Origin of the sequence: Neoroseomonas alkaliterrae (assembly GCF_014199195.1) — a bacterium.
Lineage (GTDB): Bacteria > Pseudomonadota > Alphaproteobacteria > Acetobacterales > Acetobacteraceae > Neoroseomonas > Neoroseomonas alkaliterrae.
Genome location: NZ_JACIJE010000008.1, coordinates 64,243 through 82,817, shown reverse-complemented (window position 1 = coordinate 82,817; position 18,575 = coordinate 64,243). Strand labels below are relative to the sequence as shown.

Genomic DNA, 18,575 nt, shown 5'->3' with positions numbered 1-18,575 from the left:
CCCATGCGCCACTTCCTGGAATTCGAGAAGCCGATCGCCGAGCTCGAGGGCAAGATCGAGGAGCTGCGTCGGACCACCGACGCGGGCGGAATCGACGTGGCCGAGGAGGTGGGGCGGCTGCGCGACAAGGCGCAGTCCCTGCTGAAATCCACCTACGCCAAGCTCACGCCCTGGCAGAAGGCGCAGGTCGCCCGGCATCCGGACCGCCCCCATTGCCGCGACTACATCGCCGCGCTGATCGAGGACTACACCCCGCTCGCCGGCGACCGCGCCTTTGCCGACGACGCCGCGGTGATGGGCGGCATGGGCCGCTTCCGCGGCCGCGCGGTGATGGTGATCGGCACCGAGCGCGGCCACGACACCGAAAGCCGCGTGAAGCACAATTTCGGCATGGCGCGGCCCGAGGGCTACCGCAAGGCGCGGCGGCTGATGGAACTCGCCGGCCGCTTCGGCCTGCCGATCCTCTCCTTCGTGGACACCGCCGGCGCCTTTCCGGGGATCGAGGCCGAGGCGCGCGGCCAGGCCGAGGCCATCGCGCGCTCGATCGAGGCCGGGCTCGAGGCGCCGGTGCCCTTCGTCGCCTCGATCATCGGGGAGGGCGGGTCGGGCGGCGCCATCGCGCTCGCCGCCGCGGACCGCATCATCATGCTCGAGCACGCGATCTACTCGGTGATCAGCCCCGAGGGCTGCGCCTCGATCCTGTGGCGCGACGCGGCCCAGGCGGCGACGGCGGCCGAGGCGCTGAAGCTGACCGCCGAAGACCTGCGCAGGCTGAACCTCGTGGACGCGGTGGTGCCCGAGCCGCTGGGCGGCGCCCATCGCGACCCCGCCGCGACCATCGCCGCGCTGGGCGAGAGGATCGCGGAGATGCTCGAACCGCTGGCCGAGCTGGACGGCGCGACGCTGCGCGCGCGGCGGCGCGAGAAGTTCCTGGAAATGGGGCGCAGCGGGAGTTTGTAGCGTGCCTCAGGCGCCGGCGCCGGCCTCCGCCGGATTGGCTGTCGCGCCCCGCACGGGCGCGCCCGGCGCGACGGATGGTCCGGGCGCGGGCGCGCCTTGCGCTCCCGGCGCGCGGCGGCACCGCGCGCCACCCTTGCCACGCGCAGGGGCGCGCGCGTGACCGAGGGGCCCGACGCGGCGCTGCGCGAGCGCTTCATGCGGGCCTTCCCGGCGATCGCGCTCGTCATCTTCATCGCCGCGGTGGACCAGACCATCGTCGCCACCGCCCTGCCCGCCATCGCGGCCGAGATGGGAGGGATCGAGCGCGCCTCCTGGGTCATCGTCGCCTATCTGGTCGCCGCGACCTGCGCGGCGCCGGTCTTCGGCCAGCTCGGCGACGCCTTCGGGCGGCGGCGCCTGCTGTTCGCGGGCCTTGGCGTGTTCTTCGCGGGCTGCGCGGGCTGCGCGCTCGCGCCCGACCTGCCCGCGCTGGTCGGCGCGCGCATCGTCCAGGGCTTCGGCGGCGGGGCGCTGCTGACCCTCGCCCAGGCGCTGATCGGCGAGGCCGTGCCGCCGCGCGAGCGCGGCCGCTACCAAGCGCGCATCGCCGGATCCTACGCCTTCGCCTCGGCCTTCGGCCCGGTCGCCGGGGGCTATCTGACCGAGGCCTTCGGCTGGCGCGCGGTCTTCATCGTGCTGCTGCCGCTGGCGGTCCTCGCGGCGCTGCTCGCGCGGCGGCTGCCCGCGCTGGCCCCGGGGCGAGGTGGGCTGCGCTTCGATTGGGCAGGGCTCGCGCTGTTCGTCGTCGCGGTCTCCGGTGCGCTGGTCGCGCTGGATCGTGCGCGGCGCTTCGATCCCGCGCTGCTGCCCTTCGCAGCAGGCCTTGCGGGGATCGCGATCCTCGCCGGCGCCGCGCTGCTGCGGGTGGAGCGCGCCGCGCGGGACCCGCTGCTGCCTCTCGCGATGTTCGCCGAGGCCTCGGTCTGGCGGGCCTATGCCGTCTCGGCCTGCGTGGTGGGCGCGCAGGTCGGCATGATCTCCTTCCTGCCGGTCTGGCTGCAGGCGGTGCGCGGCCTCTCGCCCGGGCAGTCGGGGCTGCTGCTGCTGGCGATGTCGCTCGGCGGGGCCTCGGGGGCGATGTTCGCCGGGCGGATGGTGGCGCGGACCGGCTTCGCGATGCGCTGGCCGGCACTCTGCCTGCCGGTGGCGGCGGTGATCTGGGCGGTGCTCGCCGTCAAGGCGGCGGCGCTGCCGCTCGGCGCCGTCGCGGCGCTGCTCGCCATCGCGGCCTTCTGCTTCGGCACTTCCTTCCCGGTGGTGCAGGTGACGGCGCAGGTCGCGGCGGGGCGGGAGAGGCTGGGCGCGGCCTCGGCCGGGGTCGCCTTCTCGCGCAACATCGGGGCGGCGATCGGCACGGCGCTGGTGGCCGCGGCGGTGTTCGGCGCGGTCGCGCTGGCCGGGCCGGCCACCGGGCCGGCCTTCCAGCGCCTGGTCGCCGAGGGCGCGGGCTTCACCGCCGCGCTGGGGCCGGAGGCCGCGGCGGCGCTGCGGGCGGACCTCGCCGAGGCCTTCCGCATGCTGTTCGCCACCGCCGCGGTGCTGACGGCGATGGGCGCGGTCTTCGCGCTCAGGGTGCCGCTGCGCCGGGTTTAGGCGGCGGGCGGGCCGGCCCCGGGGGCGGGATCGCGCCCGGAAGGGTTCGCCTGAGCGGGCGGGGGATCGGCGTGTGGGCGGGCGGTTGCGGCAGGACACGCCGACCCGGTGCCCTTCCGCGCGGCCGGGGCGGAGGGGCAGGAACGCTCCGGAGGCGGGCGGGGCGGGAACCTGGCCGTCCGATGGGCTGATTACAGCCCGTCGCAACGTGCTCTAGGCTGCGGCCATGACCGAGACCCTTCCCGAACTCCTCCTCGTCGGCTGCGGCAAGATGGGCGGCGCGATGCTCTCCGGCTGGCTCGAGCGCGGCCTCGCCCGCGCCGTGGTGGTCGAGCCGCATGCCGAGGCCGCCGCGTCCTTCGCCGGCCGCGCCACCATCGTCCCGGACGCCGCCTCCATCCCCGCCGATGCGCGGCCCGCGGCCGTCATCCTCGCCATCAAGCCGCAGGAGGCGCCGGCGACACTGCCGGCCTATGCGCGCTTCGCCACGCCGGAGACGGTCTTCGTCTCGATCATGGCCGGCCGCTCGGTGGCCTCCATGCGCGCCGCGCTCGGCGCCGGGGCGGCGGTGGTGCGGGCCATGCCCAACACCCCGGCGGCGGTGCGCCAGGGCTTCACCGCGGCCTTCGCCGCCCCGGGCGTGAGCGTGGCGCAGAAGGCGCTCGCCGACCTGTTGATGCAGGCGGTGGGCGAGGTCGCCTGGGTGGAGGAGGAGGACCAGATCAACCCGGTCACCGCCGTCTCCGGCGGCGGGCCGGCCTATGTGTTCCTGCTCGCGGAGGTGATGGAGAAGGCGGCCATCGAGCAGGGCCTGCCGCCCGACCTCGCGCGGCGGATGGCGCGCGCGACGGTGGCCGGCTCGGGCGCGCTGCTCGCCGCGAGCGAGCAGGACGCGGCCGATCTGCGCCGCGCCGTCACCAGCCCCAAGGGCACCACGGAGCGCGCGCTCGAGGTGCTGATGGCCCCCGAGGCCTGGCCGGCGCTGATCTCGCGGGCCATCCAGGCCGCGACCGACCGCGCGCGCGAACTGGCGGGCTGAGCCTTCCGTCCCATATCCTCCCCCCATGAGCGAGACGAACGACGAAGCCCTGGTCGCCGCGCTGTGGCGCGTGATCGCAGCCCATGGCTGGCCCGGCCTGACCATGGGCCGGCTCGCCGCCGAGGCCGGCGTGCCCCTGGCCACGCTGCGGGAGAAGTTCCCGAGCCGGCTCGACGCCCTGATCCTGCACGGGCGCCTTGTGGACCGGACGGTGCTCGCCGGGACCATTCCGGGCCAGGGCGGGCTCGCGCGCGACCGGCTGTTCGACGTGCTGATGCGCCGGCTCGACGCGATGCAGCCGCACCGGGCGGGCATCCTGCGCTTCCTGCGCGACATGCGGCGCGACCCGAGCCTCGCCGCGCTGCTCGGCCCGCAGCTCTCGCTCTCCATGCGCTGGATGCTGGACGCGGCGGAGGTGGGCGGGGATGGCTGCCGGCGGCGGGCCATCGCGCTCGGGCTGGTCGGCGTGTGGCTCGCCGCGGTGCGCGCCTGGGCCGAGGACGAGAGCGAGGATCTCGGCCCGACCATGGCCGCGCTCGACCGCGCGCTGGACCGCGCCGAGCAGATCGCGCGGACCTTCCGCCTGCTGCCCGGGGAGGCGGGCGAGGCCTCGCCCGAGCCCGCGCCCGAGCCGGGCGCGCCCGCCGAGGAGGCGTGATCGCCCCGCCGGCGGAACGGGCGGCGACTTTGCGTGCAGTGCGGCATGGGAATGCTCTAGGCTGAGCTGGCACAGCTTCGGGAGCAGGCGATGTCGGATCCGTTCAGCTTCAAGCCCGACCTGGACATGCTGAAGGTCCTCGGCGAGTTCCGCATGCCGGCGATGCCGGACATGGAGGCGCTGGCCGCCGCCCAGCGGCGCAACCTCGAGGCGCTGTCCACGGCGAATCGCGTCGCGCTCGAAGGGGCGCAGGCGGTCGCGCGGCGGCACATGGAGATCATGCAGGCCTCGGTAGCCGAGATGACCGAGGCGATGCGCGCCCTCTCCTCCGCCGACGCGCCGCAGGACAAGGCGGCCAAACAGGCCGAGCTCGCGAAGGCCACCTACGAGAAGGCGGTGGCGAACCTGCAGGAGATCGCCGACCTCATCCAGAAGGCGAATGCCGAGGCGCTCTCCGTGCTGAACAAGCGGTTCGCCGAGGCGATGGACGAGGTGAAGCGGCTCGTCGCCAAGGCGGGCTGAGCGCGCGCCCTCAGCGCGGCGGCGCGCCGGTGCCGCGGCCGATGAGCCGGCCCTGCGCGTCGTAGCGGCGCCAGCCCTCGCCGCTGCGCTCGATCCGCCCCGTGCCGCGGCCCGAGGCGTCGTAGGTGCGGGCGCTGTCGCCGCGCCATTCCGTGCGGCCGAGGGATCGGCCGGCGGAATCGTAGTGGCGGATGGTGTCGCCGCGGCGCTCGCTGCGCCCCGTGCCGCGCCCCGCGCTGTCGTAGTGGCGCGTCGCGTCGCCGCGCGTCTCGGACCGTCCCGTGTGGCGGCCTGCGGAATCGTAGTGCCGCTGCGTCGCGCCGCCCTCGATGCGCCCCACGCTCCGGCCCGCGGCGTCGTAGTGGCGGCTCGTCTGGCCGAGGGCGAGGCCCGGGGCCAGCAGGATCAGGGCGGCGGCGATGGCGTGGTTCATGGCGTCGCGCTCCCGGCGCGCCGCATGGCCGCGCCGCATGTGCCCAGGGCATGGCGCGGGCCTGCGGCAAACATGTGGCGGCTGATTTACAGGCCCGCCCCGCGTTGCTACCAACCGCCCGCCTTTCCGCCACCTCCGCCCCGCGGCGCCCGGAGCCTCCCGGCCATGAAGATCGTCGCCTGCAACAGCAACCGGCCGCTGGCCGAGGCCGTCGCCGCGTCCTGCGGGATCCCGCTGACCAACGCCTCCGTCCGCCGCTTCGCGGACATGGAGGTGTTCGTGGAGATCCACGAGAATGTCCGCGGCGAGGACGTGTTCGTCGTGCAGTCCACCTCCTACCCGGCGAACGACAACCTGATGGAGCTGCTGATCACGCTCGATGCGCTCAAGCGCGGATCGGCGCGGCGCATCACGGCGGTGATCCCGTATTTCGGCTATGCCCGGCAGGACCGCAAATCGGGCCCGCGCACGCCGATCAGCGCCAAGCTCGTGGCCAACCTCATCACCGCCGCGGGCGCGAACCGGGTGCTCACGATGGACCTGCACGCCGCGCAGATCCAGGGCTTCTTCGACATCCCGGTGGACAACCTCTTCGCCGCGCCGCTGTTCTCGCGCGACATCCAGGACCGCATGCAGGGGCGCGAGCTGATGGTCGTTTCCCCCGACGTGGGCGGCGTGGTGCGCGCGCGCGCCATCGCCGCGCGGCTCGGCGTGGATCTCGCCATCATCGACAAGCGCCGCCCGCGCGCGGGCGTGAGCGAGGTGATGAACGTGATCGGCGAGGTCGAGGGCCGGCACTGCCTGCTGGTGGACGACATCGTGGATTCCGGCGGCACGCTGTGCAACGCGGCCGAGGCGCTGCTGAAGAACGGCGCGCAGTCGGTCGGCGTCTATGTCACGCACGGCGTCTTCTCGGGCGGGGCGGTGGCGCGCATCGGCGCCGCGCCGATCGAGATGATGACCGTCACGGACAGCATCCAGGCGACCGAGGCGGTGCGCGTCTCGCGCAACATCCGCCAGCTCACCATCGCGCCGCTGCTCGCCGAGGCGATGAAGCGGATCAGCGAGGAATCCTCCGTCTCCTCGCTGTTCAACTGAGCGCCTCCGCCCGGCGGCTTGCCAAGGGCGGCGGCGGGCCCGATCCTCCACCCGGGGCCGCCCCGCGCGGCCATGCGGAAGGACGAGGCTCCATGAAGCTCTACTACGCGCCGGGCGCCTGCTCGGTCGGCATCCATGTGCTGCTCGAGGAGATCGGCGCGCCCTACGAGGCGGTGCTGGTCAACCTGCGCGAGGGCGCGCAGTTCAAGCCGGAATTCACCGGCGTGAACCCGAAGTCCAAGGTGCCGACGCTCGAGCGCGACGACGGCTCGGTGCTGACCGAGTATCCGGCGATCGCCTATTGGCTCGCGGCCCGCTTCCCGACCGCGCGGCTGATGCCCTCGGGCATGGACGCGCAGGCGCGGGCGCTGGAATGCACCGACTACTGCGTCGCGACGATGCACATGCAGGGCTTCTCGCGCATGTTCCGCCCGGCCAATTTCGCGCCGTCCGAATCCGACCACGAGGCGGTGAAGGCGCGCGGGGAGGAGATCTTCGCCAAGGGCCTCGGCCTGATGGACAAGGCGCTGGACGGCAAGGAGTGGCTGGTGGGCACCTACTCCTTCGCCGATTCCGCGCTGTTCTACGTCTCCTTCTGGTGGAACGCGCGGCTGGGCAAGGCGCTGCCGGGCAATGTCGCGGCGCATTACGCGCGCATGAACGCGCGTCCGGCGGTGCAGCGGACGCTCAAGGCGGAGGGACTCGTCTGATGAAGCTGTTCTATTCCCCGGGCGCCTGCTCGGTCGGCATCCACGTGATCCTCGAGGAGATCGGCAAGCCCTACGAGCTCGGCCTCGTCGCGCTCAAGGAAGGCGCCCAGCACAAGCCCGAATACGTGGCGATCAACCCGAAATCCAAGGTGCCGGCGCTGCTGCGCGACGACGGCTCGCTGCTGACCGAGTTCCCGGTCATCGCCATGTGGCTCGCCAAGACCAACCCCGAGGCGCGGCTCGTGCCGACCGACCTCGAGGGCGAGACGCGCTGCGCCGAGATGCTCGATTACGTCTGCGGCACCATCCACCCGCAGGGCTTCACCCGCCAGTTCCGCACCGCCAACTTCACCCCGCGGGAGGAGGACTTCCCCAAGGTCGTGGAGCAGGGCAAGGCGCTGGCGGCGAAGTATTTCGACGTCCTGCAATCCACCTGGAAGGGCGATACCTGGGTGCTGCCCTCGGGCTATTCGGTCGCGGATGCGGCGCTGTTCTTCGTGGAGTACTGGGCGACGCGGCGCTCGGGCATGACGCTGCCACCGCGCCTTGCCACGCATCTCGAGGCGATGCTGGCCAGGCCCGCCGTGCAGCGCGCGCTCGCGCAGGAAGGGCTGCCCGCGTGAGCGGGCCGCCCTTCGCGATCTTCGGCCCGCCCGCGCCCGGCGAGCGCCGCCCCTTCAGCCGGGCGACGCGGGCGGGGGGCCTCGTCTTCGTCTCGGGCCATTCGGCCCCGCACGACCCGGCGCAGGGCATCCATCGCGGCGCCACGGCGGCGGAGCAGACCCGCAACGCGCTCGCCATGCTCGACCGCATCCTGCGCGAGGCCGGCTCCTCGCTCGCCCGCGCGGTGCAGGTGACGATGCTGATCACCGACCCCGCCGACTACGACGAATGCAACGCGGAATACGTGAAGCACTTCCCGGGCGGGCTGCCCGCGCGCCACACCGCGCGCTTCGGCGTGCCGACCGAGGCGAAGGTCGGCTTCGCCTGCATCGCGCTCGCCGGAGAGGCCGCATGACCCCGAGGCTCAACCCCGTCCCCTTCTGGTTCCTCCGCCATGGCGAGACCGACTGGAACGCCGAGGGCCGCAGCCAGGGGCGCACGGACATCCCGCTCAACGCGGTGGGGCTCGCGCAGGCACGCCGCGCCGCGTTCGCGCTGGTGGACCGCGGCATCGCGACCATCGTCGCCTCGCCGCTGAGCCGCGCGCTGCACACCGCCGAGATCGTGGCCGAGGCGCTGAACCTGCCGGTCTCGACCGATGCCGACCTGCAGGAGGTCTGCTTCGGCGAGGAGGAAGGCAAGCCGATGGGCGACTGGTACGACGACTGGATCGAGGGCCGCTACACGCCCGAGGGCGCGGAGACCTTCCGCGAACTGCATGACCGCGGCGTGGCCGCGATCAACCGCGCGACCGCCCTGCCCGGGCCGGTTCTGGTGGTCGCGCATGGCGCGCTGTTCCGCGCCCTGCGTCTCGCGCTCGGGCACGAGCCGAATGTCCGCACGCCGAACGCGCTGCCCATCCTGTGCACCCCGCCGGCCAGCGGGGCGGTGTGGGATGTCAGCCCGGTGTCGCTGCCCCACCTGCCGGCATAGCGGCCGGCGGCGCCACCACGAAGCGGCGGTAGATCGCGCCGAGCGCGATCAGCGCCAGCCCCAGCCCGAGGAAGGACAGGACGCGCCACAGCCCGACCAGCGCGTCCATGTCCACCAGGAACACCTTGAAGGTGGTCAGCGCGATCACGCCGAGGGCGGCGAGGCGGATCGCCTTCTGCCCGCTGCGGATGCCGATCGCGAGCAGAACCCCGCCGAGCAGCAGCCAGGTGGCGGAATAGGCGTACATCTCGGCCTCGCCCACCGCCGCCCAGCCGATCTCCTCGGCATGGAAGGCGCGGCGGACCTCGAGCGTCGCCCAGGCGAAGGACGCGGCCAGCACATAGGCGCCGAGGCCCCGCCTGAGGCCGCCGGGCTGCGCCAGTTCCGGCGCGCGGAGCATGGCGAGCGCGACCAGGGCCGCGGGCAGGCCATAGGCCGGCATCAGCGCATTCAGCACCGGCAGGCCCGGCACCGGCTCGCCCGCCGTCCAGGGGTTCTGCAGGAGCAGCAGGGCGCCGAGGCCAAGCCCCGCCGCGCCGGCCGTGCGCGCGGCCCAGAGCAGCGCGGCGCGCCCCTCGCGCCGGTGCAGCAGCAGCGCGGCCCAGGCGCCGGCCAGCAGCGCCGCCGTCTGCCAGGCGGCCTCGGCGAAGGTCCAGTAGGCGGAATCGAGCACCCCGCCCTCGATGGCGTGGCGGATCTCGAGCAGCACGAGCAGCATCGCGAACAGCGCCGCCCCGCATTCGAGCAGCCGCACCACGATCCCGTCCCGCTGGCCGAGGAAGAGGCGCGCGGCCCACCAGAAGCAGGCCGCCGGCACGCCATAGGCGAGCAGCAGGCCGTTGAGCACCGGCGTCGCGCCCCAGTCGTAGCCCAGCACGAAGCCATTCAGCGCGAGCCGCACCAGCACCACCGCCGCGACCGCGGCCGCCACGCGGCGCAGCGCCTCGAGCCTCGTGCGCCGCGCAATCATGGCGAGCGGCGGCAGGAAGATCGCGACGGCGAGCGTCAGCCACTGCTCGCGCAGCACCATCGCGACGCCGAGCGCGAGCGCGGCCGTCGCGCCCGCCGCATGCAGCCCGGCCCGCGCCTGGCTGCCCGCACCCATGCCGCGCGCCGCCGCCCCCACATGGACCGCGGCGACGCCGCAGGCGAGCAGCGCCCAGACCGGATCGGTCGCGAGGCCACGCACGCGCGCATAGGCGACGAGCAGCGTCAGCACCGGCACCGCCGCGCCGAGGCCGGCCCAGGCGAGCCCGCCGCGCGCCTCCAGCGCCAGCCCGGCGGCGAGGTGCAGCAGCGCGAACAGCGTGCAGGCGAGGAGGAACAGCCTCAGCGCCCCCGGCACCCAGGCGCCGGGAATGACGGCCTGCACCGCGCCCTCGATGGTGATGCGCTCGCTGCCCGGCGCCCAGGCGGGCACCGACCAGACCAGCAGCAGCAGCAGGCCGAGCCCCGCCGCGAGCCAGGGCAGGCGGTCGAGCCGCGCATCGCGCAGCCCGGCGAGGATCGCGACCGGCGAGAGCAGCAGCAGCCCCGCCGCAGGGGCCGGGCCGGGCTCCATCATCGCGAGCGGCATCAGCGCGAGGCCGAGCAGCACCGGCGGGACATGCATCAGCGCCTGGCCGAGCGGCGTGCCGAAGGCCGCGCGGGGCAGCAGGAACAGGAAGCAGGAGGCGGCCAGCGGCACGAACAGCGCGGGGGCCCAGCCCTCTCCGGCCCCGGATGTGACCGCGCCGACCAGCACCCAGGCCGCGCCCGCCGCGCCCGCGCACCAGCCGAGCCAGCCCCAGGCCGTCGCCCGCACCACCAGCATCGCCGCGGCGGTGACGACCAGCAGGTAGGCGAAAAGGCCGGACAGCGAAGGCTGGTCGGTCTGCACCAGCGCCGGCGTGACGAAGGCGCCCGCGAGACCGACGGCGGCGACCAGAGGCCCGCGCCGCAGCGAGAGCAGCAGCCCGAAGGCCCCCGCCGCCGCCATCGCCGCGAAGCCGATCGGCGGCGGCAGCAACGCGTACATCGCCGTGGCGGCATAGGCGGCGCCGAAGAGGCAGGCGACGCCGCCCGCCGCGAGCGCCGGCGGCGCGTAGTCCGGCAGCGCGGAGGTCGTGGCCGCCGGCCGCCGCGCCAGCCACTCCCCGCCGATCACCAGCGCCACGCCGAGCAGGGCGGCCAGCACGCAGCGTGGCCCGGGGCCGAGCCAGCCTTCCTCGACGGCGAAGCGGACCAGGAACACGCCGGCGAGCAGCAGCGCCCCGGCGCCCAGCCAGACGCCCCAGCGCTGGGTGATGAGTTCCTCGAGGTTGCGCTGGGACCGCGGACCGGCGGAGCGGGACCAGGGCGGCGGCGGACCGGGCGGGGCTTCGGGGGTCGCCTCCTGCGCCGGCTCCGTCCCGGCCTCCGCGGCCTCGGGCTGCGCGGCCTCGGGCTGCGCGGCCTCTGCCGCCTCCGCGGCTTGCCCGGCGGCGGGTGGGCGGAAGCCGGCGGCGATCATGGCCTGAGCCATGCCGCCGAGTTCGGCGCGCAGGGCCGCGACCTCCCGCCGCAGGGCGGCCGCCTCGCGGATGGCGAAGCCGACGCGCGCGAAGGCCGCCACGCCGAGGATCCAGCCGCCGATGACGATCAGGCCGAGGAGCAGGAGGAAGCCTTCCATGCCCGCAACGCTCGCCCCCGCGCCGCGCCGCGTCAATCGCGGGCGGTGCCGCGGCGTGAAGCCTTGCAGCCCCGGCCGCGCTTGCGCCGGCAGCCCCCATCGCCTAGAAGCCCCCTCGCGCCGGCACCCCTGGAGGCCGGCGCTTGTCGTTCCGGCCTGCCGCTGCGGCGGCCCCGGGCGACAGGCAACGCAATGCAAGGAGCACGGACCATGGTCCAGACCATCCGGATCGAGGCCGAGGCGCGCGAGCAGGCAGGTAAGGGGGCAGCCCGCGCAACCCGGCGTCAGGGGCTCGTCCCCGCTGTCATCTACGGCGCGAAGAAGGAGGCGACGCTGCTCGCCCTCGACCCGCGCGTGGTGATGAAGGAACTGCAGAAGGGCGGCTGGCAGTCGCACCTCTACGAGGTCGCGGTGAACGGCAGCGCCGAGCGCTGCCTGATGCGCGACGTGCAGTTCCACCCCGTCACCGACCGCCCGATCCATGTGGATTTCCAGCGCCTCGCGCCGGGTTCGCGCATCCGCGTGAAGGTGCCCGTCACCTTCCTGCACGAGGACACCTGCCCGGGCATCAAGGCCGGTGGCGTGCTCAACGTCGTTCGCCGCGAGGTCGAGGTGATGGCCGACCCCGACAGCGTGCCCGAGGCCTTCGAGGTTGACCTCGCCGAGGCGACGATCGGCGACAGCCTGCGCTGGTCGGCGGTGAAGGACCAGTTCGGTGCGAAGCCGGTGATCGTCGGCCGCGACTTCATGATCGCCTCCATCGCCGCGCCGACCGTGGTGGACGACGCCGCCCCGGTGGCCGCGCCCGGCCCGGTCGAGGCGACGAAGCAGAAGGCCGCCGCCGCCGCCGCGCCGGCGAAGGACGCGAAGAAGAAGAAGTAAGGGCCGGGGAGGAGAACCTCCCCCGCACCCCCTCCCTTCCTTGGTTCCTGGCACTGGCCACCGCGTCCGGTTCCCAATGGCCAGAGAAGGTTGAGGGGGGTTCGGGGGGAGAAGTTCCCTTCTCCCCCCGGTCACCGCCATGCGCGACGACACCCCCCTCCTCTGGGTCGGCCTCGGCAATCCGGGCAGCGAGCATGCGCGCCAGCGCCACAACATCGGCTTCATGGCGATCGAGGAGATCGCGCGCCGGCACCGCTTCTCGCCCTGGCGCAAGCGCTTCAAGGGCGAGGCCTGCGAGGGCGTGATCGCCGGCCGCAAGGTCTGGGCGCTGAAGCCCATGACCTACATGAACGCCAGCGGCGATTCCGTGCGGCAGGCCGCGGCCTTCCTCAAGATTCCCGTCGAGGCGATCACCGCCTTCCATGACGAGCTCGACCTCGCGCCGGGCAAGGTGCGGGTGAAAAAGGGCGGCGGCGTGGCCGGCCACAACGGCCTGCGCGACATCCGCCGCGCCTTCGGCAGCGCGGAGTTCTGGCGTGTCCGGCTCGGCATCGGCCATCCGGGGCACAAGGACGCGGTGACGGGCCATGTGCTCGGCAGTTTCGCCAGGCAGGACCAGGCCTGGCTGCAGCGGCTGCTTGACGCCGTGGCGGAATGCGCGCCGATGCTCGCCGAGGCCCGGCCGGAGGATTTCATGACCCGCGTCGCGCTGCTGACCCAGGAGGGGTGATGACAGGCAGGACCCACCACACGGCCGCGGGCGCGAGGCCGAGGCCGCAGGACCTCGCGAACGGCGCGGCGGTGCTGGCCGCGGCGCTGGTGCGCCAGGCGCAGGAACTCGCGGCCGCGGCGGCGGGGCTGGCCGATGCGCTGGACCTCTTCCCGCCCGACGGCAACTCGCCCGAGGCCGAGGACCGCCGCGTGGCCCGCGACGGCGCGCGCGTGGCCGCGGCCCTTGGCGGCGTGCTGCTGATCGCGGGCCGCAACCTGCTGCGCCATGCGGACGACCCGGCCGAGGCGGCGCGGCAGACCCTCGGGCGGCTCAAGCGCGGCAATCTCTCGCCCGAGGAGATCCTCGGCCAGATGCGCGCCGCCGCGCTGCTGCCGATGAGCGGCGACGAGGCGGCGCAGGCGGCGGCGGTGATGCTCGTGGAATCCTTCGGCCGCGCGCTGGTGCTGGCCTGGACCGGCGAGGGCGCCGAGGCGTGAGCGGCGCGCCGGCCCCCTGGAGGATGTGATGGAGGAGGCGTTTGCGCCCGGCCAGGGCTATAACGGCCCCGGCCCGCAGGACATCGCGAACGGCACGGCGATCCTGGCCTCGGCGCTGGTGCGGGAGGCGGAGAGCCTCGCCCGCGCCGCCGCCGGCGTGCGCGAGACGCTCGACATGTTCATGATCGACGGCAACTCGCCCGAGGCCGAGGACCGGCGCGTGATGCGCGAGGGCACGCGCGAATCCGCAGCCCTCGCCGGCGCGCTGCTGACGGCCGCGCGGCACCTGCTGCGCAGCAGCGGGGACGTGGTGCGCGCCGCGCACGAGACGGTGGGCCGGCTGCCGCGCGGTTCGCTCTCGATCGAGGAGATCCTGGGGCACCTGCGCGCGGCGGCGCTGGCGCCCATCACCGATGACGGCGCGGCGCGCGTCGCCGCGGCGATGATCGCGGAGACCTTCGCCGAGGAATTCGCCGCCGCCTGGCGCAAGGCGGCACCGCCGGTGGGCGGCCAGGGAGACTGAGATGGGCTTCAACTGCGGCATCGTGGGCCTGCCGAATGTCGGCAAGTCCACCCTCTTCAACGCGCTCACGCAGACGGCCGCCGCGCAGGCGGCGAACTACCCCTTCTGCACCATCGAGCCGAATGTCGGCCGCGTGGCGGTGCCGGACAAGCGGCTCGAGACGCTGGCGCGGATCGGCAAGAGCCAGAAGATCGTCCCGACCAGCCTCGAATTCGTGGACATCGCGGGGCTCGTGCGCGGCGCGTCGAAGGGCGAGGGGCTCGGCAACCAGTTCCTCGCGAACATCCGGGAGGTGGATGCCATCGTCCATGTCCTGCGCTGCTTCGAGGACGGGGACATCACCCATGTCGAGGGCAGCGTGGACCCGATCCGCGACGCCGAGACGGTCGAGACGGAACTGATGCTCGCGGACCTCGAATCGCTCGAGAAGCGCGCCCAGGGCCTCGTGAAGCGCGCCCGCGGCGGGGACAAGGAGGCGGTCGCGCAGATGGCCCTGATCGAGCCGATCAGGGCCGCGTTGGAGGCCGGCAGGCCCGCGCGGACCGCCGTGCCGAAGGGCGAGGAAGCGGCCGCCGCCCGGCTGCAGCTCATGACGACCAAGCCCGTGCTCTATGTCGCGAACGTGGACGAGGCCAGCGCCGCGACCGGCAACGCGCATTCGGCCCGCGTGTTCGAGAAGGCGCGCGCCGAGGGCGCCCAGGCGGTGGTGGTCTCGGCCGCGATCGAGGCCGAGATCAGCCAGATGCCCGAGGCGGACCGGGCGGATTTCCTGGCCTCGCTCGGGCTCGAGGATTCCGGGCTCGACCGCATCATCCGCGCCGGCTACGCGCTGCTCGGCCTGATCACCTATTTCACGGTGGGGCCGAAGGAGGCGCGCGCCTGGACCATCGTGAAGGGCACCAAGGCCCCGCAGGCGGCGGGCGTGATCCATGGCGACTTCGAGCGCGGCTTCATCGCCGCCGAGACCATCGCCTATGAGGACTACGTGGCGCTCGGCGGCGAGCAGGGGGCCAAGGAAGCAGGCAAGATGCGGGTCGAGGGCAAGGACTACGTCGTCAAGGACGGCGACGTGATGCTCTTCCGCTTCAACGTCTGAGGGCGGGCGCCTCGCGGCCGGGCAGCGCCGTCCGCTCCGCGCCGGTCACCGGGTCGGGCGGCGGCAGGGCGGTGCCGCGCGGGCCGAGGCCGCCGCGTTCCGATGCGCGGTCCCCGCAGGCGGCAAGCGCCGCGGCGAGAAGCAGGACGGGGGCGAGGATTCGGAGGGCGGCGGCGCATGTCATGCCGGGCGCTTAGCACGCGCGGCCGGCCGCGCTAAACCGCCCGCGCCGCAGCCACGGAGACGAGCGCCCATGCCCGAGACCATCACCCCCATGATCGGCTTCATCGGCGGATCGGGCGTCTATGACCTCGACGGGCTCGAGGAGCGCCGCTGGGTCAGGGTTTCCACCCCCTGGGGCGAGCCTTCGGACGAGATCCTGACCGGCGTGCTCTCGGGCGTGCGGGTCGCCTTCCTGCCGCGCCACGGGCGCGGGCACCCGACGCCGCCCTCGGCGCTGAACTACCGCGCCAACATCGACGCGATGAAGCGGATCGGTTGCACCGAGCTCATCTCGCTCTCGGCCGTGGGCTCGCTGAAGGAGGAGCTGCCGCCGGGCCACTTCGTCATCGTGGATCAGTTCATCGACCGCACCTTCGCGCGGGAGAAGTCCTTCTTCGGCCCGGGCTGCGTCGCCCATGTCTCGGTCGCGCATCCGGTCTGCCCGCGCCTCGGCGACGCGCTGGAGGCGGCGGCGCGCGAGATCGCGCTGCCGCTGACGCGCGGCGGCACCTACCTCGTGATGGAAGGCCCGCAGTTCAGCACCAGGGCCGAGAGCCTGCTCTACCGCCAGTGGGGCTGCGACGTGATCGGCATGACCAACATGCCCGAAGCCAAGCTCGCCCGCGAGGCGGAGCTCTGCTACGCGACGATGGCCATGGTCACGGACTACGACTGCTGGCATCCGGACCACGACCATGTGACGGTCGAGCAGGTGGTGAAGGTGCTGTTCGGCAATGCCGAACGCGCCCGCGCGCTGGTCAAGGCGGTGGTGCCGAGGCTCGGCGCGCCGCGCGGCCCCTGCCCTGCCGGCTGCGACCGCGCGCTGGACCATGCGCTGATCACCGCGCCCGAGAAGCGCGATCCTGCGCTGCTTGCGAAGCTCGACGTGGTGGCGCGGCGCGTCCTCTGACGCGCGCCTCCGCGAACCGGTTTCCGAAGGCCTTTCGGCTTTCGGCGGGATGATGCCCCTCCGGCGTTAAGCCCCCGCAAAGCCGTCCCGGTCATCCTGGCGCCATGCCCCCTGACATGCGCGCCGCCGCCGCCGCGCTCGACCTCCTGCCGCGCGAGACCCTGCATGGCACCGTGGCCGGTCTCGGCGGCCTTGCCGTGACGCTGGAGGGCTTCGGCCCCATGGCCGCCATCGGCGACCGCGTGCGCCTGACCGCGCCCAACGGCGCCGAGGCGCTGGCCGAGATCGCCGCCTTCCGGGATGGCCGGGCGGAGGCCATCGCCATGGGCCCGCTCGCCGGCCTGTCGGATGGGCTGCGCGCGGTGCTCGCGCCGCGGCCGGCGCTCGCGGTCTCCGATGCCTGGCTCGGGCGCGTGCTGGACCCGATGGGCGTGCCGATGGATGGCCGCCCGCCGCCCGCGCCCGGCGCCCTGCCGCGCGCCACCCACGCGCCGGCGCCGCCCGCCGGGCAGCGCGCGCGGCTCGGGCCGCGGATGGGGCTCGGCGTGCGGGCGCTCGACATCTTCGCCCCGGTCCGGCAAGGGCAGCGGCTCGGCCTGTTCGCCGCCTCCGGGGTGGGCAAGTCCACGCTGCTCGCCATGCTCGCGGGCGGTGTGGCGGCGGATGTGATCGTCTTCGCGCTGGTCGGCGAGCGCGGGCGCGAACTGCGCGAGTTCATCGAGGACGATCTCGGCCCCGCGCGCCTCGCGAAGTCGGTCGTCATCTGCGCGACCTCGGACACCGCCGCGCCGATGCGGCGCGAGGCCGCCTACGCCGCCATGACGGTGGCCGAGCATTTCCGCGACCAGGGCAGGCAGGTGCTGCTGCTGATGGACAGCGTGACGCGCTTCGCCCTGGCGCTGCGCGAGATCGGCCTCGCGGTGCGCGAGCCGCCGGCGACGCGCGGCTATCCGCCCTCCGTCTTCACCGAACTGCCGCGCCTGCTGGAACGCGCGGGGCCGGGGATCGAAGGCTGCGGCGGCGCGATCACGGCGCTTTTCACCGTGCTGGTCGAGGGCGACGACCATGACGAGCCGGTGGCGGACGCGGTGCGCGGCATCCTCGACGGGCATGTGGTGCTCGACCGCCGCATCGCCGAGGAGGGGCGATACCCGCCGGTGGATGTGCTGCGCTCCCTGTCGCGCACCGCGCCCGGGGTGCTCGATGCGCATGAGCGCCCGCTGGTCGCTCAGGCACGGCGGATGCTCTCGACCTATGCCGAGGTGAGGGACCTGGTGCGGCTCGGCGCCTATCGCGCCGGGCATGACGAGGCGGCGGACGAGGCGGTGCGCCTCGCCCCGGCGATCGAGGCGGTGCTTGCCCAGCCGAAGGGCGAGGCGTCGGACCCGGATCAGGCCTTCGCCGCGCTCGCCGCGGCGCTGGGCGGGGCGTGATGCGCGGCGGGCGACGCCCGATCCGTTGGCGGCTGCGCATCATCACCCGGTTTCGCGCGCGGGCGCCCACCAGCCCCGCGCGCCATGCCAGCGGGCGAAGGGTTGGACCTTTCGCCCGCTGGCCGAGGGCTCAGGCGACCTTCGGCTGGGATTGCATCCAGCGCCAGTAGAGTTCCCGCGCCTGCGTCGCGAAGCGGCCGATCTGCATGTCGCGCCCGTTGTAGCGCGTGCAGGGCTGCACCTTGGCGTAGTTGCCGGTGGAGAAGATCTCGTCGGCCGTGTCGAGCTCGGCCGCCTTGACCGTGCGTTCCTCGACCGCGACGCCGGCCTCGCGGAACAGCGCGAGCACGCGCTGGCGGGTGATGCCGTTGAGGAAGGTGTGGTTGACCGCGGGCGTCACCACGCGGCCATCCTTGGCGAACCAGAGATTGGCGCTGGCGAATTCCGCGACATGGCCCATCGCGTCGCACATCACGGCATTGTCAGCGCCCTGCGCGGCGGCGAAGGCCGAGGCGCGGGCGCCGTTCGGGTAGAGGCAGGCGGCCTTGGCGTCGGTCGGCGCCATCTCCGGCGTGGGGCGGCGGAAGGGGGCCATCACCGCCGAGAAGCCCGCCCAGGCGGGCAGCGGGCTGTCGTAGATGGCAAGGACGAAATCCGTGCTGTCCGGATCGGGCCGCGCCGCGCCGAGGCCCTTGCGGATGAAGAACATCGGCCGGACGTAGAGTTCGGCCTCCGGCCCCATGCGGCGGATGCCCTCGCGGCACAGCGCCTCGATCTCGGCCGGCGTCCTGGTCGGCTTCATCAGCATCGCGCGGGCGGAGGCGACGGCGCGGGCGCAATGGCGGTCGAGGTCGGGGGCGAAGCCGCGGATGGCGCGCGCACCGTCGAAAATGACCGAACCGAGCCAGAAGGCGTGGTCCATCGGCCCGAGGATCTTCGGCTCCTCGGTGGACCATGTTCCATCGTACCAGTAGACGCCGGCCATGGCGGTTCTCCCCTGTC

Annotated in this window: 21 protein-coding genes; 17 read left to right on the top strand and 4 right to left on the bottom strand. The window is 73.9% G+C overall.

The genetic code is table 11. The features are described from left to right. Positions 1-3 precede the first annotated feature (3 nt). The 5 genes from FHS88_RS14330 (at position 4) to FHS88_RS14310 (ending at position 4,811) form a co-directional block, all read left to right on the top strand. The gene (locus FHS88_RS14330) at positions 4-960 is read left to right on the top strand and encodes an acetyl-CoA carboxylase carboxyltransferase subunit alpha (RefSeq protein ID WP_184485915.1); all 957 of its coding nucleotides are present in this window, start codon (positions 4-6) and stop codon (positions 958-960) included. A gap of 156 nt (positions 961-1,116) precedes the next feature. Continuing rightward, positions 1,117-2,592, top strand: a complete 1,476-nt coding sequence (locus FHS88_RS14325) for an MFS transporter (protein WP_184485912.1) — start codon at positions 1,117-1,119, stop codon at positions 2,590-2,592. Between the two features lie 226 nt (positions 2,593-2,818). Then, positions 2,819-3,631 carry a pyrroline-5-carboxylate reductase gene (gene proC / locus FHS88_RS14320; RefSeq protein ID WP_184485909.1) on the top strand — a complete coding sequence of 271 codons (813 nt, stop codon included), beginning with the start codon at positions 2,819-2,821 and terminating at the stop codon, positions 3,629-3,631. Between the two features lie 25 nt (positions 3,632-3,656). Next, entirely contained in the window at positions 3,657-4,289 is a 633-nt protein-coding gene (locus FHS88_RS14315) for a TetR/AcrR family transcriptional regulator (protein ID WP_184485906.1), read from the top strand. Between the two features lie 90 nt (positions 4,290-4,379). Then, positions 4,380-4,811 carry a phasin family protein gene (locus tag FHS88_RS14310; protein WP_184485904.1) on the top strand — a complete coding sequence of 144 codons (432 nt, stop codon included), beginning with the start codon at positions 4,380-4,382 and terminating at the stop codon, positions 4,809-4,811. Between the two features lie 10 nt (positions 4,812-4,821). Here FHS88_RS14310 and FHS88_RS14305 read toward each other — a convergent pair whose 3' ends face one another. Next, a complete protein-coding gene (locus FHS88_RS14305) occupies positions 4,822-5,244 on the bottom strand; it encodes a type IV secretion protein Rhs (protein ID WP_246419973.1) in 423 nt (140 codons plus the stop codon). A gap of 165 nt (positions 5,245-5,409) precedes the next feature. Here FHS88_RS14305 and FHS88_RS14300 point away from each other — a divergent pair, with 165 nt between their 5' ends. The 5 genes from FHS88_RS14300 (at position 5,410) to FHS88_RS14280 (ending at position 8,648) form a co-directional block, all read left to right on the top strand. Beyond that, a complete protein-coding gene (locus FHS88_RS14300) occupies positions 5,410-6,342 on the top strand; it encodes a ribose-phosphate pyrophosphokinase (RefSeq protein WP_184485899.1) in 933 nt (310 codons plus the stop codon). Positions 6,343-6,434: 92 nt separating this feature from the next. Continuing rightward, a complete protein-coding gene (locus FHS88_RS14295; protein WP_184485896.1) occupies positions 6,435-7,052 on the top strand; it encodes a glutathione S-transferase family protein in 618 nt (205 codons plus the stop codon). Beyond that, positions 7,052-7,675, top strand: a complete 624-nt coding sequence (locus FHS88_RS14290; RefSeq protein ID WP_184485893.1) for a glutathione S-transferase family protein — start codon at positions 7,052-7,054, stop codon at positions 7,673-7,675. Before FHS88_RS14295 ends, FHS88_RS14290 begins: the two co-directional genes overlap by 1 nt. Further along, positions 7,672-8,070 carry a Rid family hydrolase gene (locus tag FHS88_RS14285; protein WP_184485891.1) on the top strand — a complete coding sequence of 133 codons (399 nt, stop codon included), beginning with the start codon at positions 7,672-7,674 and terminating at the stop codon, positions 8,068-8,070. The genes FHS88_RS14290 and FHS88_RS14285 overlap by 4 nt, the downstream gene beginning before the upstream one ends. Continuing rightward, positions 8,067-8,648, top strand: coding sequence for a histidine phosphatase family protein (locus FHS88_RS14280; protein ID WP_184485888.1), 582 nt, complete (start codon positions 8,067-8,069; stop codon positions 8,646-8,648). Before FHS88_RS14285 ends, FHS88_RS14280 begins: the two co-directional genes overlap by 4 nt. Here FHS88_RS14280 and FHS88_RS14275 read toward each other — a convergent pair. Then, positions 8,614-11,298, bottom strand: a complete 2,685-nt coding sequence (locus tag FHS88_RS14275) for a DUF2339 domain-containing protein (protein WP_184485886.1) — start codon at positions 11,296-11,298, stop codon at positions 8,614-8,616. The genes FHS88_RS14280 and FHS88_RS14275 overlap by 35 nt on opposite strands. 210 nt (positions 11,299-11,508) lie before the next feature. On the opposite strand from FHS88_RS14275, the gene FHS88_RS14270 reads away from it, so the two are divergent. The 5 genes from FHS88_RS14270 to ychF all read left to right on the top strand — a co-directional run bounded on the left by FHS88_RS14270 (position 11,509) and on the right by ychF (position 15,008). Continuing rightward, positions 11,509-12,180, top strand: coding sequence for a 50S ribosomal protein L25/general stress protein Ctc (locus FHS88_RS14270; protein WP_184485883.1), 672 nt, complete (start codon positions 11,509-11,511; stop codon positions 12,178-12,180). 139 nt (positions 12,181-12,319) lie between these two features. Further along, positions 12,320-12,910, top strand: coding sequence for an aminoacyl-tRNA hydrolase (gene pth, locus FHS88_RS14265; RefSeq protein ID WP_184485880.1), 591 nt, complete (start codon positions 12,320-12,322; stop codon positions 12,908-12,910). After that, entirely contained in the window at positions 12,910-13,389 is a 480-nt protein-coding gene (locus tag FHS88_RS14260; RefSeq protein WP_184485877.1) for a hypothetical protein, read from the top strand. Before pth ends, FHS88_RS14260 begins: the two co-directional genes overlap by 1 nt. Before the next feature lie 28 nt (positions 13,390-13,417). Further along, positions 13,418-13,912: a hypothetical protein gene (locus FHS88_RS14255; RefSeq protein ID WP_184485875.1), complete on the top strand. Its 495-nt coding sequence runs from the start codon at positions 13,418-13,420 to the stop codon at positions 13,910-13,912. 1 nt (position 13,913) lies between these two features. Then, a complete protein-coding gene (gene ychF / locus FHS88_RS14250; RefSeq protein ID WP_184485872.1) occupies positions 13,914-15,008 on the top strand; it encodes a redox-regulated ATPase YchF in 1,095 nt (364 codons plus the stop codon). Here the strand turns inward: ychF and FHS88_RS14245 are convergent. After that, on the bottom strand, positions 14,998-15,192 hold the full coding sequence (locus tag FHS88_RS14245; RefSeq protein WP_184485868.1) for a hypothetical protein: 195 nt from the start codon (positions 15,190-15,192) through the stop codon (positions 14,998-15,000). The two genes, ychF and FHS88_RS14245, sit on opposite strands and share 11 nt — an antisense overlap. A gap of 69 nt (positions 15,193-15,261) precedes the next feature. Here FHS88_RS14245 and FHS88_RS14240 point away from each other — a divergent pair, with 69 nt between their 5' ends. Together FHS88_RS14240 and FHS88_RS14235 are read left to right on the top strand one after the other, a co-directional pair. Continuing rightward, positions 15,262-16,140, top strand: a complete 879-nt coding sequence (locus FHS88_RS14240; protein WP_184485865.1) for an S-methyl-5'-thioadenosine phosphorylase — start codon at positions 15,262-15,264, stop codon at positions 16,138-16,140. A gap of 104 nt (positions 16,141-16,244) precedes the next feature. Further along, entirely contained in the window at positions 16,245-17,573 is a 1,329-nt protein-coding gene (locus FHS88_RS14235; protein ID WP_246419971.1) for a FliI/YscN family ATPase, read from the top strand. A 130-nt stretch (positions 17,574-17,703) separates the two neighbouring features. Here the strand turns inward: FHS88_RS14235 and FHS88_RS14230 are convergent, their stop codons facing one another. Further along, the gene (locus tag FHS88_RS14230) at positions 17,704-18,558 is read right to left on the bottom strand and encodes a branched-chain amino acid aminotransferase (protein ID WP_184485862.1); all 855 of its coding nucleotides are present in this window, start codon (positions 18,556-18,558) and stop codon (positions 17,704-17,706) included. Positions 18,559-18,575 lie beyond the last annotated feature (17 nt).

What these genes read in the sequence shown, in the direction of transcription:
- FHS88_RS14330 (WP_184485915.1), top strand. Translation starts at nt 4, where the DNA reads ATGCGCCACTTCCTGGAATTCGAGAAGCCGATCGCCGAGCTCGAGGGC.
- proC (WP_184485909.1), top strand. Translation starts at nt 2,819, where the DNA reads ATGACCGAGACCCTTCCCGAACTCCTCCTCGTCGGCTGCGGCAAGATG.
- FHS88_RS14315 (WP_184485906.1), top strand. Translation starts at nt 3,657, where the DNA reads ATGAGCGAGACGAACGACGAAGCCCTGGTCGCCGCGCTGTGGCGCGTG.
- FHS88_RS14310 (WP_184485904.1), top strand. Translation starts at nt 4,380, where the DNA reads ATGTCGGATCCGTTCAGCTTCAAGCCCGACCTGGACATGCTGAAGGTC.
- FHS88_RS14305 (WP_246419973.1), bottom strand. Translation starts at nt 5,244, where the DNA reads ATGAACCACGCCATCGCCGCCGCCCTGATCCTGCTGGCCCCGGGCCTC.
- FHS88_RS14300 (WP_184485899.1), top strand. Translation starts at nt 5,410, where the DNA reads ATGAAGATCGTCGCCTGCAACAGCAACCGGCCGCTGGCCGAGGCCGTC.
- FHS88_RS14295 (WP_184485896.1), top strand. Translation starts at nt 6,435, where the DNA reads ATGAAGCTCTACTACGCGCCGGGCGCCTGCTCGGTCGGCATCCATGTG.
- FHS88_RS14290 (WP_184485893.1), top strand. Translation starts at nt 7,052, where the DNA reads ATGAAGCTGTTCTATTCCCCGGGCGCCTGCTCGGTCGGCATCCACGTG.
- FHS88_RS14280 (WP_184485888.1), top strand. Translation starts at nt 8,067, where the DNA reads ATGACCCCGAGGCTCAACCCCGTCCCCTTCTGGTTCCTCCGCCATGGC.
- FHS88_RS14275 (WP_184485886.1), bottom strand. Translation starts at nt 11,298, where the DNA reads ATGGAAGGCTTCCTCCTGCTCCTCGGCCTGATCGTCATCGGCGGCTGG.
- FHS88_RS14270 (WP_184485883.1), top strand. Translation starts at nt 11,509, where the DNA reads ATGGTCCAGACCATCCGGATCGAGGCCGAGGCGCGCGAGCAGGCAGGT.
- pth (WP_184485880.1), top strand. Translation starts at nt 12,320, where the DNA reads ATGCGCGACGACACCCCCCTCCTCTGGGTCGGCCTCGGCAATCCGGGC.
- FHS88_RS14260 (WP_184485877.1), top strand. Translation starts at nt 12,910, where the DNA reads ATGACAGGCAGGACCCACCACACGGCCGCGGGCGCGAGGCCGAGGCCG.
- FHS88_RS14255 (WP_184485875.1), top strand. Translation starts at nt 13,418, where the DNA reads ATGGAGGAGGCGTTTGCGCCCGGCCAGGGCTATAACGGCCCCGGCCCG.
- ychF (WP_184485872.1), top strand. Translation starts at nt 13,914, where the DNA reads ATGGGCTTCAACTGCGGCATCGTGGGCCTGCCGAATGTCGGCAAGTCC.
- FHS88_RS14245 (WP_184485868.1), bottom strand. Translation starts at nt 15,192, where the DNA reads ATGACATGCGCCGCCGCCCTCCGAATCCTCGCCCCCGTCCTGCTTCTC.
- FHS88_RS14240 (WP_184485865.1), top strand. Translation starts at nt 15,262, where the DNA reads ATGCCCGAGACCATCACCCCCATGATCGGCTTCATCGGCGGATCGGGC.
- FHS88_RS14235 (WP_246419971.1), top strand. Translation starts at nt 16,245, where the DNA reads ATGCCCCCTGACATGCGCGCCGCCGCCGCCGCGCTCGACCTCCTGCCG.
- FHS88_RS14230 (WP_184485862.1), bottom strand. Translation starts at nt 18,558, where the DNA reads ATGGCCGGCGTCTACTGGTACGATGGAACATGGTCCACCGAGGAGCCG.